This window comes from Bacillus sp. EE-W1 (genome assembly GCF_009760835.1).
Taxonomy (GTDB): Bacteria; Bacillota; Bacilli; order Bacillales; family Bacillaceae_G; genus Bacillus_A; species Bacillus_A wiedmannii.
The window spans coordinates 97,288-113,619 of sequence record NZ_WIPE01000064.1 but is presented as its reverse complement, the minus strand read 5'-3'; the positions used below and the strand labels follow the sequence as shown (position 1 = coordinate 113,619).

10 protein-coding genes and 2 other annotated features (1 of these 12 only partly in view) are annotated in these 16,332 nt (G+C 35.3%); all 10 genes read left to right on the top strand.

The genetic code is table 11. The features are described 5' to 3' along the window. Window positions 1–93, top strand: a binding site (T-box leader) (it extends 142 nt beyond the left edge of the window). A gap of 194 nt (window positions 94–287) precedes the next feature. Then, window positions 288–1,364 carry a bifunctional 3-deoxy-7-phosphoheptulonate synthase/chorismate mutase gene (locus GFJ36_RS15380; protein WP_001273578.1) on the top strand — a complete coding sequence of 359 codons (1,077 nt, stop codon included), beginning with the start codon at window positions 288–290 and terminating at the stop codon, window positions 1,362–1,364. 9 nt (window positions 1,365–1,373) lie between these two features. Next, window positions 1,374–1,593: a binding site (T-box leader), on the top strand. Window positions 1,594–1,646: 53 nt separating this feature from the next. Next, window positions 1,647–2,819, top strand: a complete 1,173-nt coding sequence (aroC, locus tag GFJ36_RS15375) for a chorismate synthase (RefSeq protein ID WP_087983756.1) — start codon at window positions 1,647–1,649, stop codon at window positions 2,817–2,819. A gap of 18 nt (window positions 2,820–2,837) precedes the next feature. Beyond that, window positions 2,838–3,938 (top strand): histidinol-phosphate transaminase, encoded by a 1,101-nt coding sequence (gene hisC, locus GFJ36_RS15370; protein WP_097891854.1) that lies wholly within the window; start codon window positions 2,838–2,840, stop codon window positions 3,936–3,938. After that, entirely contained in the window at window positions 3,931–5,031 is a 1,101-nt protein-coding gene (gene tyrA, locus GFJ36_RS15365) for a prephenate dehydrogenase (RefSeq protein WP_087983910.1), read from the top strand. The genes hisC and tyrA overlap by 8 nt, the downstream gene beginning before the upstream one ends. Before the next feature lie 16 nt (window positions 5,032–5,047). Continuing rightward, a complete protein-coding gene (aroA, locus tag GFJ36_RS15360; RefSeq protein WP_000664597.1) occupies window positions 5,048–6,337 on the top strand; it encodes a 3-phosphoshikimate 1-carboxyvinyltransferase in 1,290 nt (429 codons plus the stop codon). Between the two features lie 135 nt (window positions 6,338–6,472). Beyond that, the gene (locus tag GFJ36_RS15355; protein WP_141542827.1) at window positions 6,473–7,633 is read left to right on the top strand and encodes a GNAT family N-acetyltransferase; all 1,161 of its coding nucleotides are present in this window, start codon (window positions 6,473–6,475) and stop codon (window positions 7,631–7,633) included. A gap of 227 nt (window positions 7,634–7,860) precedes the next feature. Continuing rightward, window positions 7,861–8,427: a TetR/AcrR family transcriptional regulator gene (locus GFJ36_RS15350; RefSeq protein WP_097891857.1), complete on the top strand. Its 567-nt coding sequence runs from the start codon at window positions 7,861–7,863 to the stop codon at window positions 8,425–8,427. A gap of 245 nt (window positions 8,428–8,672) precedes the next feature. Further along, window positions 8,673–11,789, top strand: a complete 3,117-nt coding sequence (locus GFJ36_RS15345; protein ID WP_141542826.1) for an MMPL family transporter — start codon at window positions 8,673–8,675, stop codon at window positions 11,787–11,789. A gap of 383 nt (window positions 11,790–12,172) precedes the next feature. Then, complete coding sequence (locus GFJ36_RS15340) at window positions 12,173–13,798, top strand: ABC-F family ATP-binding cassette domain-containing protein (RefSeq protein WP_000633870.1); 1,626 nt, start codon at window positions 12,173–12,175, stop codon at window positions 13,796–13,798. A 527-nt stretch (window positions 13,799–14,325) separates the two neighbouring features. Then, window positions 14,326–16,299, top strand: a complete 1,974-nt coding sequence (ltaS, locus tag GFJ36_RS15335) for a lipoteichoic acid synthase (protein ID WP_087983769.1) — start codon at window positions 14,326–14,328, stop codon at window positions 16,297–16,299. Window positions 16,300–16,332 lie beyond the last annotated feature (33 nt).

The following is a 16,332-nucleotide window of genomic DNA, read 5'->3' as shown; positions in this document are numbered from 1 at the left end:
AAAAAGCGGTCAATTGATCGTTAACAGTGAAGAGAGGTAGACGGAAAGTTAGTCTACAACTAGGGTGGTACCGCGATAAATATCGTCCCTACTGATTGAATCAGTAGGGATTTTTTGTACAAAAAAGTGGGTTTTGATTGAGTTGATAGTGTCCTTATAGTAAGTATTCGTTTAAAATAAGAAGAGGTATCGATTCCACTTAAATTTTGTATAATTTATCAGTTCAGAAAATAGAGAATTTTTCATTCTCTTACTATACTTTTAAAACATTAGAGGAGGATTTCCAAATGGCAAATCATGAATTAGATCAATTACGTAAACAGGTAGATGAAATTAACTTACAACTATTACACCTTTTAAACAAACGTGGTGAAATCGTTCAAAAAATTGGGGAGCAAAAGCAAGTACAAGGTACGAAACGTTTTGATCCAGTACGTGAGCGTGAAGTACTTGATATGATCGCAGAGCATAACGAAGGACCATTCGAAACGTCAACAGTTCAACACATTTTCAAAACAATCTTCAAAGCTAGCTTAGAATTACAAGAAGATGATAACCGTAAAGCATTACTAGTATCACGTAAAAAGAAACAAGAAAATACAATCGTTAATGTAAAAGGTGAATTGATTGGAAACGGAACACAAACGTTCATCATGGGACCTTGTGCGGTAGAAAGCTTAGAGCAAGTTCGCCAAGTAGGGCAAGCGATGAAAGACCAAGGTCTAAAATTAATGCGCGGTGGTGCTTTCAAACCAAGAACATCTCCATACGATTTCCAAGGTTTAGGAGTAGAAGGATTACAAATTTTACGCCAAGTAGCAGATGAGTTCGACTTAGCGATCATTAGTGAAATCTTAAATCCGAACGATGTTGAAATGGCGCTAGACTACGTTGATGTCATTCAAGTCGGTGCACGTAACATGCAAAACTTCGATTTATTACGAGCTGTAGGTAAAGTTAACAAGCCAGTATTATTAAAACGTGGATTAGCAGCAACAATTGATGAGTTCATTAACGCAGCTGAGTACATCATTGCACAAGGTAACGACCAAATTATTCTATGTGAGCGTGGTATCCGCACATACGAAAGAGCGACACGTAACACATTAGATATTTCAGCAGTACCGATTTTAAAGAAAGAAACACATTTACCAGTAATCGTTGACGTAACGCATTCAACTGGACGCAGAGATTTATTATTACCAACAGCGAAAGCAGCACTTGCAATTGGTGCAGATGCAGTAATGGCTGAAGTACACCCAGACCCAGCGGTTGCATTATCAGATTCTGCACAACAAATGGATATTCCAGAATTCCATAGATTCATGGATGAGTTAAAAGGTTTCAAAAATAAATTATCTTAATTCCATATCATATATGCGCTGAAGAGGAAACAGTAGTGCTTATCTCACTGTTAAAGAGAGCTGATGGTCGGTGTGAATCAGTACAAAGATAAGCATGAATTACAGCCTTGGAGCATCTTTTCCGCCAACTTTTGGAGGGAAAGACGGTCAAACGATCGTTACAGAAGAAGAGAGGTAGACGATAGTTGTCTACAACTAGGGTGGTACCGCGATAAACATCGTCCCTACTGAGCGCTCAGTAGGGACTTTTTTGTACAAAAAAATAGTAAAGGGGCAAGAGAAATGAGATACATTACAGCTGGAGAATCACATGGACCGCAGTTAACAGTTATTTTAGAAGGTGTACCAGCAGGTTTAATATTAACATCGGAACATATTAATAAAGAATTACTAAGAAGACAAAAAGGGCACGGACGCGGAAGACGCATGCAAATAGAAACTGATACAGTTGAAATTGTAAGTGGTGTTCGTCATGGGATGACACTTGGCTCACCAATAACGTTAATCGTTAAAAATGATGATTTCAAACATTGGACGAAAGTAATGGGTGCAGAGCCAATTTCGGAAAAAGAAAGCAAAGATATGAAACGTACAATTACAAAACCACGTCCAGGACATGCAGATTTAAACGGTGCAATTAAATATGGACATCGTGATATAAGAAACGTATTAGAGCGCTCATCTGCAAGAGAAACGACAGTTCGTGTAGCTGCTGGTGCAGTTGCGAAACAAATTTTGAAAGAATTAGGCGTAGAAATTGCAGGGCATGTTCTTGAAATTGGTGGGGTACAAGCGAAACGAATTTCAAACTTACCAATAGAAGAAATTCAAACGATTACTGAAAATTCACCAGTTCGATGTTTAGATAAAGAAGTAGAACAAGAGATGATGGATGCGATAGATAACGCTAAAAGTAGTGGGGATTCAATCGGCGGTATTGTTGAAGTCATTGCAGAAGGTATGCCAATTGGTGTTGGTAGTTACGTTCATTACGATCGTAAATTAGATGCAAAACTTGCTGGTGCAATTATGAGTATTAATGCATTTAAAGGTGCTGAAATTGGCGTTGGTTTTGAAGCAGCAAGACAGCCAGGAAGTAAAGTACACGATGAAATATTATGGGATGAAGAAAATGGATACACGAGAAAAACGAATAATGCCGGCGGTTTAGAAGGCGGTATGACAACAGGAATGCCAATTGTCGTAAGAGGTGTTATGAAGCCAATACCTACATTATACAAACCGTTAGCAAGCGTTGATATTGATACGAAAGAAGCATTCCAAGCGAGTATTGAAAGATCTGATAGTTGTGCAGTACCAGCAGCAGGTGTAGTAGCTGAATCTGTTATAGCATGGGAACTTGCACATGCACTAGTCGAACAATTCGGAAAAGATCGTATGGATTTAATTCAGCAAAACATTACGCAACATAATAAATACGCAATAGAATTTTAATAAAAAGGTGGTTTTAACATGCAAGTAAAAGATCAACTATCATCATTACAACCATATAAACCAGGTAAATCACCTGAACAAATGAAAGAAGTGTACGGAGATCATTTATTTGTGAAATTAGCATCAAATGAAAATCCATTCGGCTGCTCACCACGTGTTTTAGAGGAGTTGCAAAAATCGTGGTTGGAACATGCTTTATATCCTGACGGAGGTGCTATAGCGCTTCGTCAAACAATTGCAAAGAAGTTACATGTTCAAATGGAACAAATACTTTGCGGTAGTGGTTTAGATGAAGTCATTCAAATAATAAGCCGTGCAGTACTTAGAGCAGGAGATAACATCGTAACGGCTGGTGCAACATTCCCGCAGTACCGTCATCATGCAATTATTGAAGGTTGTGAAGTGAAAGAAATCCCTTTAAATAACGGTGTATACGATTTAGACGAAATTTCGTCAGCAATAAATAATAATACGAAAATCGTATGGATTTGTAATCCGAACAACCCGACAGGCACATATGTGAATGATCGAAAATTGACTCAATTTATTGAAGGTATTAGTGAAAATACGTTAATTGTCATTGATGAAGCGTACTATGAATACGTAACAGCAAAGGATTTCCCAGAGACATTACCGCTTTTAGAAAAACATAAAAACATTCTTGTACTTAGAACATTTTCTAAAGCGTACGGATTAGCTTCTTTCCGCGTTGGATATGCAATTGGACAGGAAGAGCTAATCGAGAAATTAAATGTCGTACGTTTGCCATTTAACGTATCTTCATTAGCGCAAAAAGCAGCGACGATTGCTTTTGGTGATGACGAGTTTATTGAGGAAATAGTTCGTGTGAATACAGAGGGATTACAACAATACGAAAGCTTTTGTAAGGAAAATGAAATTCCGTTTTATCCATCGCAAACAAATTTTATCTTCTTGCCAGTTGAGAATGCTGGGGAGATTTATGAAGCTTGTGCACACGCAGGATTTATTATTCGTCCGTTCCCAAATGGTGTCCGTATTACAGTCGGAACAAGGGAGCAAAATGAAGGAGTGATTTCAGTGTTAAAACAACACTTTGAAAATAAAAAAAGAAAGTCTCGAGATGAGGAAAATGCGTAAAAAGGTAGTTTTAATTGGAACTGGTTTAATCGGAGGCTCTCTCGCATTAGCAATTAAGAAAGAGCACGATGTAACGATAACAGGTTATGATATATTTCAAGAACAAGTAGAGCGTGCAAAAGAATTACATGTAGTAGATGAAGTAGCAGTAGATTTACAGCATGCATGTGAAGAGGCGCATTTAATTGTGTTTGCTTCTCCAGTTGAAGAAACGAAAAAGTTATTACACAAATTAGCGTCATTTCATTTACGAGAAGATGTTATTGTAACAGATGTTGGTAGTACAAAAGGGACGATCATGAATGAAGCGGAAGCTTTATTTTCAAAGGAAGTTTCTTTTATTGGTGGACATCCGATGGCAGGTTCTCATAAAACGGGAGTTGAAAGTGCAAAAGCACATTTATTTGAAAATGCATTTTATATTTTAACGCCGATGAATCATGTGCCAAATGAACATGTGGAAGAACTAAAGCGTTGGTTACAAGGAACAGGGTCTCATTTTCTCGTTCTAAATACGGAGGAACATGATTATGTAACAGGGATCGTTAGTCATTTTCCGCATCTTATCGCAGCTGGATTAGTAAAGCAAGTGGAGAAACATGCAGGAGATAATCCGCTCATTCATCAATTAGCTGCCGGAGGGTTTAAAGACATTACACGTATCGCATCTAGTAGCCCAAAAATGTGGAGTGATATTGTTAAGCAAAATCGCGAGCATTTAATGGTATTATTAAAAGAGTGGATCTCTGAAATGGAAGACTTATATGATACAGTTTCTACCGGAGATGCAGGCGAGATTCAAAACTATTTTGCAGACGCGAAAGAATACCGTGACTCTTTACCAGTACGAAAGAGAGGGGCAATTCCTGCCTATCACGACTTATACGTCGATGTTTTAGATAAAGTAGGGGCATTGGCTCATATTACGAGTATTTTGGCACGTGAAGAAATTAGTATTACGAACTTGCAAATATTAGAAGCACGTGAAGGGTTGCTTGGGGTATTACGTATTAGCTTCCAAAGAGAAGAAGATCGTATGAAAGCAAAGCTAGCGCTTAGAGTAGAAAAATACCAAACTTATGAAACAATTTAAATGAGAAGGTGAAAACATGAAGGAAAGAACAATAGAACCTGTTAATAACGGATTAAATGGTATTATTACAATTCCAGGAGATAAATCCATTTCACACCGCGCTGTCATGTTCGGCGCGATTGCAGAAGGAAAAACAACAATTAAAGGTTTCTTGCCCGGTGCAGACTGTTTAAGTACAATTTCTTGCTTTAAAGAAATGGGAGTAGAAATCGTGCAAAATGGTGATGAAGTCACTGTAGTTGGTAAAGGATTAGAAGGCTTACAAGAACCGAAAGCTGTATTAGATGTTGGTAATTCTGGTACAACAATACGTTTAATGTCAGGAATTTTGGCAAATACACCATTTTTCTCTTGCGTACAAGGTGATGCATCTATCGCAAAAAGACCGATGAAACGTGTTACAAATCCATTAAAACAAATGGGTGCAAACATTGATGGCCGCGAAGAAGGGACGTTTACACCGTTAACAATACGTGGTGGAGATTTAAAAGCAATTGAATACACTTCACCTGTAGCGAGTGCGCAAGTAAAGTCAGCTATTTTACTTGCAGGTCTTCGTGCAGAAGGTGTAACAGCTGTTACAGAACCACATATTTCACGTGATCATACGGAAAGAATGCTTGAAGCATTTGGTGTTAACGTAACTCGCGAGGGAAAAACAGTGAAACTTGCAGGTGGACAGAAGTTAACAGCGACAGACGTTCAAGTACCAGGTGACGTATCATCAGCAGCATTTTTCTTAGTAGCAGGTGCAATTATTCCAAATAGTAAACTAGTATTACAAAATGTAGGAATGAACCCAACTCGTACAGGTATTATTGATGTTTTAGAGAAAATGGGTGCTACTTTTACTGTAGAGCCAATTAACGAAGGAGCATCAGAACCAGCTGCAAATATTACAATTGAAACATCTTCATTAAAAGGAATCGAAATTGGTGGAGATATTATCCCAAGATTAATCGATGAAATTCCTGTTATCGCCTTAGCGGCAACGCAAGCAGAAGGAATTACAGTTATTAAAGACGCACACGAATTAAAAGTAAAAGAAACGAACCGTATTGATACAGTTGTTGCGGAGTTAACGAAACTAGGAGCTCGCATAGAAGCAACTGATGACGGGATGATTATTTACGGAAAATCAGCACTAAAAGGCAATACAGTAAATAGTTACGGTGATCACCGCATCGGAATGATGCTTGCAATTGCCGGCTGTCTAGCAGAAGGAAAAACAACAATTGAAGACGCAGAAGCAGTAGGCGTATCATATCCTACATTCTTCGAAGAACTTCAAAAGTTAGCCAAATAAAGTAATAAAAAGCAGATACGGGATGTATCTGCTTTTTATATTGGATTCGTGTCGTTAAGTCCATATAATTTCATTCACCGCACTGGAATATTGAGAATTATGGTACAATTCAAACAAGGAATGGAGGAGAAATATATGAACGTTATACGATTAAAAGAAGATATATTTAGAGAAGCATTACGCTTATCGGAATACGCTTTTCAATATAAAGTTGATGAGGAACGATTGCAACAACAACTTACAAAGATGAAAGAAAGTCATGAAATATACGGTATTATGGAAGGTGAAGATGTAGCAGCAAAACTGCATCTTATTCCGTTTCATATATACATAGGCAAAGAAAAATTTAAAATGGGAGGCGTTGCAGGGGTAGCGACGTATCCAGAGTATAGAAGAAGCGGGTATGTAAAAGAATTGCTTCAACACTCACTTCAAACGATGAAAAATGACGGATATACAGTATCAATGCTACATCCATTTGCTGTTTCATTTTACCGTAAATACGGCTGGGAACTTTGTGCGAATCTCTTTGTATGTCATATGACAAAGAGTGATTTAGTTATGAAAAAACAAGTAAATGGTACTGTAAAACGTTTCAATAAAGAAAATCACCCAGAAGAGGTCGAAAAGATTTATGAAACATTTGCAGAACGTTTTTCCGGTATGCTAGTTCGCGATGAAAAATGGTGGTTACAAGCTGTTTATGATGATTTAACATTAGCGATTTATTACGATAAAAATAAAACGGCAGCTGGCTACATGCTATATAAAATAGAAAACTATAAAATGACAGTAGAAGAATTTGTTCCACTGCATAATGAAGCGCGAAATGGTCTGTGGAACTTTATTTGTCAGCATGATTCTATGATTAAAGAATTTGAAATGACAGTGAGTGAAAACGAACCGTTATTATATACACTAAAAGAGCCACGCGTGAAAGCAGAAATAAAACCATATTTTATGGGCAGAATTGTAGATGTGGAGCAGTTCTTAAAACAATATGAGTTGAATTGGAACAATGCACAGCAAGAAGTGATTTTACATATTATAGATTCATTTGCACCGTGGAATAACGTTACAGTGAAGCTTGCAAATCATGAAATAATAATTATAGAAGAAGAAATAAAGGATAAAGGAATTAGGCTAGATATAAATGCATTATCTACTATAATGTTTGGATACAAACGTCCGTTAGAACTTAATGAACTAGAATTAATTAGAGGAAGTGAAGAGGAAATACGAGCGTTTGAGAATATAGTTCCGGTACGAGAAGCATTTATTTATGATTTCTTTTAAAAAATTGGGCTGTCCAAAATCAAATTTTGGGACAGCTTTCTCTTTGGTTGTCGGTTTTTGTCGGTAAGTCGATATATCCTGAGAATCGCTGATATATTCTAATAATCGTTGATATAATTTTTTCACTAAAACGCAACCATACTTTGTCACGCACTTGACTTTTATTCCATGTAATTTATAATTAAAAACGGAATGAATTTTCATTCCTGAAAATAGAGGTGGAAAAAATGGCTAAAAATAAACAAGAGGATATTTTTGATGCTGCGATGCAACTTTTCGCAGAGCGTGGTTACGATGGTACGACAATTCCAATGATCGCTGAAAAAGCAAAGGTCGGTGCGGGTACTATTTATCGCTACTTTGAAAATAAAGAGGCGCTTGTTAACTCGTTATTTTCGAAAAGTATGTTAGAGCTTTCTGAAATGATAAAAACGGATTTTCCTGTTGAAGCAAATATTCGTGAACAGTTTAGTCATACGTACAACCGTTTATTTGAATTTGCGAGAAACAATGTGGACGCTTTTTTGTTTACTAACTCTCACTGCGATAGTTATTTTCTTGATGAGCAGAGTAAGAAAATATTTGACGATTTTATAAGCTTCTTTATGAATATTATTGAAGATGGAATCGCAAAAGGTTTTCTTCGTCCGTTGCCTCCAGTTGCTTTAATTATTATTGTATATCAACCGCTAGAAAAACTAACGAAGGTAATTGCAACGGGGCAATTAGAATACTCAAAAGAATTAGTAAAAGAATTGGAAGAAAGTTCTTGGAACGCTATTAGAATCATTTGATTCTATAGCTTATAAGTATAGGAATGAATATTCATTCCTGAATATATTTAAAACATGTGAGTAGGAGAGGATATTTGTGTAACAATAGGAATGAACATTCATTCCGGAAAAGGTAGTTTAATAGAATTTAAAAAATAATGTAATAGAATGATAGGAATGAACGTTCATTCCGAAAAAAAGTATATTTAAAAGGATAGGAATGAATATTCATTCCTTTTAAATTTTCAAAACGGGAGATGATTAAAATGAGTAAGCTGAAAAATTGGAGAAGTTTATCTTTTCTATTATGGATAGTTATTACTATTACAATGATCGTAACGATGCCTAATATGGATAAATTAGTGAAAGAAAAAGGGCACATTACGATTCCTAATACAGAACAAAGTAGTATTGCTGACAAGATGATAAAAGAGATGGATAAAGACGGGGCTGAAAAGTATGACATTATAGCTGTTTTTAATAGTGGAAGTAAAACAGCTTTAACAACTGAACAAAAAGAGGAAATAATAAGAACAATCAATGCTTTACAAAATGAAAAAGAGCAATTAGGAATTAAGGAAGTTGTTTCACATTTAGATAATAAAGATTTGGAAAAACAGTTGATATCTAAAGACAATACGACCATTTTAACGCAAATCTCAGTAGATAAAAAAAATGGTGAAATATCAAAAGTTGCAAATGGGCTTCATAAAAAAGTGCAAACGAAAGGGGTAAAAACGTACTTAACAGGAAGTGATTTAATAGCGGGTGATTTTCTTACTTCCTCTCAAGAGGGAGTGAAGAAGACAGAAGTTATTTCTATCATTTTCATTCTAGTTGTATTAATCATTGTATTTCGTTCACCAATTGTTCCAATTGTATCTCTTCTTACAGTGGGTGTATCATATTTAGTTTCAATGGGGATTATTGCCCATCTAGTAGATCAATTTAATTTTCCGTTTTCTAACTTTACACAAGTGTTTGTAGTTGTTGTCTTGTTTGGAGTTGGAACAGACTATAACATTTTATTATATACAAGATTTAAAGAAGAATTAAGTAAACAAGAAAATGCATTTTTGGCTACGAAAGAAACGTTTAAATCAGCAGGGAAAACCGTTTTATATAGCGGGATAGCAGTACTAATCGGTTTTGCATCTCTTGCTTTAGCGAGTTTTAAATTATATCAATCTACTTCAGCAGTAGCAATTGGTGTCGCAGTATTATTACTCGTATTAACTACGTTAAATCCATTTTTCATGGTGCTTTTAGGAAAAGGAATGTTTTATCCAGTTAAAACATTTAAAGGTCATGAGGATAGTCGATTATGGGGATTTCTTGCGAAAAACTCAGTAGCAAGACCATTTGTCGCTTTAATCATTGTATTTGTGATATCGATTCCTTTCGTAATGAAATACTCTAACACACTAAATTACAATGATTTATTTGAAGTAGATAATAAATATGAGTCGAAAATGGGGATTAACGTAATAGAAGAGCATTTTCCACCAGGTTTTTCTTCACCAAGTACGTTAGTCATTCAATCAGATAACAAGTTAGATGAGGCGAGTTCGCTTCAAACTTTAGACGAACTAACTGATAAGATTTTGAAAGTGAAAGGTGTTTCAGAAGTATATTCACCGACGCGTCCAACCGGTGAAAGGATAAAAGAACTATATATAAATAAACAAGCGGGAGAACTAAATACAGGATTAGGAGATGCCAATGGTGGTATAAAGGAAATTAATGATGGATTAACTACTGCGAAAGATAAAATGGGTAGTAAAGATTCAAATAGTCTTGCAAACGTTCAAAAATTAATTGATGGAACAACGGAAGCGAAAAATGGTGTAACAGCATTAGGAACAGCTTTAGATCAACTTTCAAATGGCATAAATGACGGAGCACAAGGTGCGCAGCAAATTGAGAGTGGGTTAACTTCAGTAAATGAAAATATTAGTGTATTATCTAATGCAACTTCACAACTTCATGCTGGTTATTCGCAGTTAGAAAAAGGTTTAAGTTCTTACGATCAATACTTCGGAAGTATTTCTCAAGCGATTGATGGTGCGAAAAAAGGCTATGAACAAATTGAAATGTTAATGACGAATTTCATTCAAACGAAACCAGAATTAGCAAATGATCCGAACATACTGCAAACGATAGGGATCTCTAAAGAGGCTCAAAAGCAATTAGGTGAGCTTTCAAATGAATTAAATAAATTAGCAACGCAACATAAAGCGGCAATGGGTTCATTTAAAGAAGCGAATCAAGCGTTATCGAAAGTGGATAACGGCTTAAAAGGCATGAGCGATGGAGTTACTAAGTTACAAAAAGGAGCAGCTGATCTTAAAAATGGATTAAATGAAGGTGCTACAGGTTCAAAACAAATTGCGAACAAGTCATCTGAGTTACAAACCGGATTAACAAAAATAAACGACGGGCAAGGTCAGCTATTAACCGGGCTGAAAGACTTGCAAGAACAGATGGTGCAATTACAATCAGGATTATCTAAAAGTACAGAAGGGCTTGAAAAGGTAAGTAACGGCCTAGGAGATGCTCAAAAATATTTAGGGGAACTAAATGAATCAAAAAGCTCTGAGAAATTTTATATCCCAAAAGAAGTGTTAGAGGGAGAAGATTTCCAAAAAGCATTGAATACGTACATGTCACATGATAGAAAGACTGCTAAAATGACAATCATTTTAGACGTAAATCCATATTCAAAAGAAGCGATGCCAATCATTGAAGAAATTAATAAAACGATAGACGGTACGTTAAATGGTACAGAATTAAAATCGGCGAAAAAAGCAATCGGCGGCACAACAGCTAGAAACGTTGATTTAAAAGAAGTAACAGGCCAAGATTTCTTACGTACAGCTACAATTATGTTAATTGGAATTGCGATTGTATTAATCATTATTACACGGTCATTTTTAAATACAATCTTTATTATTGGATCTTTAATATTAGCTTATTTTGCATCACTTGGCATAAGTGAACAAATTAGTACACACGTATTAAACGTAGAGTCATTAAGCTGGAATGTGCCATTCTTTAGTTTTATTATGATTGTCGCTTTAGGTGTGGATTATAGCATTTTCGTAATGATGCGATACAATGAGTTAGAAGGGGATCCCGCAACGAAAATTGTAAATGCATCTCGTCACATAGGAGGAGTTGTATTATCGGCGGCACTTATTTTAGGCGGTACATTTGCTGCATTAATCCCTTCAGGTGTATTGACGCTTATACAAGTAGCATCTGTTGTTGGTGTTGCACTGTTACTACTAGCTATCATTGTGATGCCAATATTACTACCTGCTTTAATAGGATTAACGAGTAAAATGAAGAATTATACGAAGAAATTAAGTAAAAGAAAATAAGAAGAATCCCCTTTTAAAAGGGGATTTTTCTTATTTAATAAACTTTTCCATCACGTCTTTATATTTTGCAAACTTTTCATCTTTCATTTCGCCATTTATTTGTATAGGAAGTGAGCGATAAACATTATGCTCCAATTATAAATATTTTGTTCAAAATAACTCCTCTTTAAATTGTGAAATTTGCTTCTATATAATATTGTTTCGTTAAAAAACAAACATTTTATTCAAGGTAGAAGATGGATGAATAGCAATCAACCGTTGCTATTCATCCATCTTCTACTATATAATAGCTATAGTCTACAATAATTGAGTCGTAATATGCGATTTTTTAAGACAATCGGTGAGAAAACGCTGAAATAAGCGGTATTAGTAGGAGGACACAAATGATTACAGTAAGTAACGTTAGTTTGCGTTTCGCGGATCGCAAATTATTTGAAGATGTTAACATAAAATTCACGCCAGGTAACTGCTACGGTTTAATCGGAGCAAACGGTGCGGGTAAATCAACATTTCTAAAGATTTTATCTGGAGAAATTGAACAATCAACAGGTGATATACATATTACGCCAGGTGAGCGTCTAGCAGTATTAAAACAGAATCACTTCGAATATGAAGAGTTCCCAGTATTAGAAACAGTAATTATGGGTCACACGCAACTTTACAAAGTAATGCAAGAGAAAAATGCCATTTACATGAAAGAAGACTTTAGTGATGAAGATGGTATGCGTGCTGCTGAACTTGAAGGTGAGTTCGCTGAGCTTAACGGTTGGGAAGCAGAATCAGAAGCTGCAATCCTTCTTAAAGGTTTAGGTATTGGTGAAGATGTTCATGATAAGAAATTGTCAGAATTAACTGGGGCAGAGAAAGTAAAAGTATTACTTGCTCAAGCATTATTCGGTAAACCTGACATTCTATTACTAGATGAGCCTACCAACCACTTGGACTTAAAAGCGATTCAATGGTTAGAAAACTTCTTAATGAACTTTGAAAATACAGTAATCGTTGTATCCCATGACCGTCACTTCTTAAATAAAGTTTGTACGCACATGGCTGATCTTGATTTCGGTAAAATTCAACTTTATGTTGGTAACTATGACTTCTGGTATGAGTCAAGCCAATTAGCTTTAAAATTAACACAAGATGCTAATAAGAAAAAAGAAGAGAAAGTAAAAGAGTTACAAAACTTTATTGCACGCTTTAGCTCAAACGCATCTAAAGCGAAACAAGCAACTTCTCGTAAAAAATTATTAGATAAAATTACATTAGATGATATTAGACCATCATCACGTCGTTACCCATTTGTTGGCTTTACACCTGAGCGTGAAATAGGAAATGACTTATTAACTGTTGAAGGTCTTTCTAAAACAATTGATGGTGAAAAAGTGTTAGATAATGTGTACTTCACTTTAAATAAAGGTGATAAAGTCGCATTTATCGGTCGTAACGATATTGCGATGACAACATTATTTAAAATCCTTATGGGTGAAATGGAGCCAGATAGCGGTTCATTCAAATGGGGCGTTACAACATCTCAATCTTACTTCCCAAGAGATAACTCTAAATACTTTGAGAACAGTGACTCCAACTTAGTTGATTGGTTACGCCAATTCTCTCCACAAGATGAGTCAGAAAGCTTCTTACGTGGTTTCTTAGGCCGTATGTTATTCTCAGGTGAAGAAGTTAAGAAGAAAGTTTCTGTATTATCTGGAGGCGAAAAAGTTCGTTGTATGCTATCTAAAATGATGTTAAGTGGTGCGAACGTAATCACACTTGACGATCCAACGAACCACTTAGACCTTGAGTCTATCACTGCATTAAACAACGGTTTAATCGCATTTAAAGGTACAATGTTATTCACATCTCATGACCATCAGTTTGTACAAACAATTGCAAACCGCATTATCGAAGTAACGCCAAACGGTGTAATCGATAAAGAGGCTACTTACGATGAGTTCTTAGAAAATGAAGAACTTCAAAAACAAGTAGAAGCAATGTACAAAGGTCAATAATAAATGATGAAAAACCTCGCTCTCTTTATGAGAGCGAGGTTTTTTTATAATCTTTTATTTTATGAATTGTGAATAATTATACAGAAATAACTTTAGAGAAGAAAAGACCTTTTGATGTTACATATAGAGAAAGGACTGTATTAAGAATAAACTTGAAATATATGAAGGAATTTAATATACACCGAAAAAAACAAATACTATCTATTGTGAATTTCACTATATTACATTAATGTTCCAGAACTGGAGACATATTTATTTGCGAAGCAGTAAATAAAGGTTTATAGTATGTGGAGTCATAATTAGTGGATGAGACTTGGGAGAAAACAGAAAATGTTACAAATTTATTTTATTAAATAGAAACCAAGGTCAAAATGTCTAGAAAGAAATAGTTGAATAAATACTAGCTTCAAATTATAATTACTAATATTCTTCATTTAGTTAAACAAACAAAATCTATTTGAAGATAAAAATTGAATAGAGACAGACTTATAAAAAATAAGCCTTGAATGATCAAAAGAGGTGGAGAGATGAAGCAATTACTATTAAAGAGTAAGCGAGTGTTAAGCAATCACTTTGGATTTTTCGTGTTTGCAATTATTTTATTCTGGTTAAAAACATACGCAGCATATGTGACAGAATTTAATTTAGGGATATCCAACACAATCCAAAAGTTTTTACTGTTTTTCAACCCGTTAAGCTCAGCAGTTTTATTTTTAGGGCTCGCATTATTTGCAAAGGGGAAACGTGCTTACATTTGGTTAATTGTTATTAATTTGTTAATGTCTATACTGTTATACGCAAACGTAGTATATTATCGCTTTTTCAGTGACTTTATTACGTTCCCGACATTAACACAAACGAATAACTTTGGAGATTTAGGTGGTAGTATTTTTGCATTGCTACACGCATATGATCCACTATATTTCCTAGATACAATCATTTTAATTGTTTTAGTTGCAACAAAATTTGCAAATCCAAAACCAATTCGTGTTGCGAAACATAAAGTATCACTAGTATTTGTAGCAGGTATTTTATTATTCAGCATTAATTTAGGTCTTGCAGAATCCGATCGTCCTGAATTATTAACAAGAACATTTGACCGCAATTACATTGTGAAATATTTAGGGGCATACAACTATACGATTTATGATGGCATTCAAAGTGCGAAAGCATCAACAGAACGAGCGTTAGCTGATGGAGATAATATGACAGAGGTTAGAAATTATCTTGCATCAACATATGCAAGTCCAAATCCTGAGTACTTTGGTAAAGGAAAAGGAATGAACGTAATTTATATTCATTTAGAGTCATTCCAAAACTTTTTAATTGATTATAAATTAAACGGGCAAGAAGTTACACCGTTCTTAAATTCATTTACAAAAGATGCGAATACGCTATACTTTGATAACTTCTTCCATCAAACAGGACAAGGTAAAACATCTGATGCTGAGTTCATGCTAGAAAACTCAATGTATGGGTTACCACAAGGATCTGTTTTTACAAATAAAGCTCATAACACGTATCAATCAGCACCAGCTATTTTAGGTCAACAAGGATACACATCAGCTGTATTCCATGGTAATTACAAAACGTTCTGGAACCGTGATGATATTTATAAATCATTTGGTTTCAATAAATTTTTTGATGCGTCATACTATGATATGAATGAAAAAGATGTAGTAAACTATGGATTAAAAGATAAACCGTTCTTTAACGAATCAATTCCGTTATTACAAACATTGAAACAACCGTTCTATACGAAGTTCATTACGTTATCGAACCATTTCCCTTATCCAATTGATAAAGCGGAAGCAACAATTGAACCAGCGACTACAGGTGATTCATCAGTAGATACGTACTTCCAAACAGCACGTTATTTAGATGAGTCTGTAAAAGGATTTTTAGATTACTTGAAACAATCTGGTTTATACGATAACTCAATTATCGTTATGTACGGTGATCATTACGGTATTTCTGATAATCATGGCGCAGCAATGTCACAAATAATGGGTAAAGAAATGAACTCATTTGAAAATGCACAACTGCAACGTGTACCATTAATCATTCGTGTTCCAGGAATGAAGGGCGGCGTACAACATCAATACGGCGGAGAAATTGATGTTCTTCCGACACTATTACACTTACTAGGTACAGATACGAAAAATTATGTCCAGTTCGGATCAGATTTATTATCACCAGAGCATAAACAAGTCGTTCCATTCCGTAACGGTAACTACGTAAGTCCAACAGTGACTGCACTAAACGGCAAATACTATGATACAGCGACTGGTAACGCTGTTGAATTAACAGACGAAATAAAACAAAATGAACAAATGGTTCAAAAATCACTAAAATACTCTGACCAAGTCGTAAACGGAGACTTATTACGATTCTACACACCGGAAGGTTTTACACCAGTAGATCGTTCGAAGTACAACTATAACCATCGTGATAAAAATAAAACGAAGGTAAAGACGACTGAAGACGGGGAAACGAAATAAATATTAAAGAGCGCTACTCATTTGAGTAGCGCT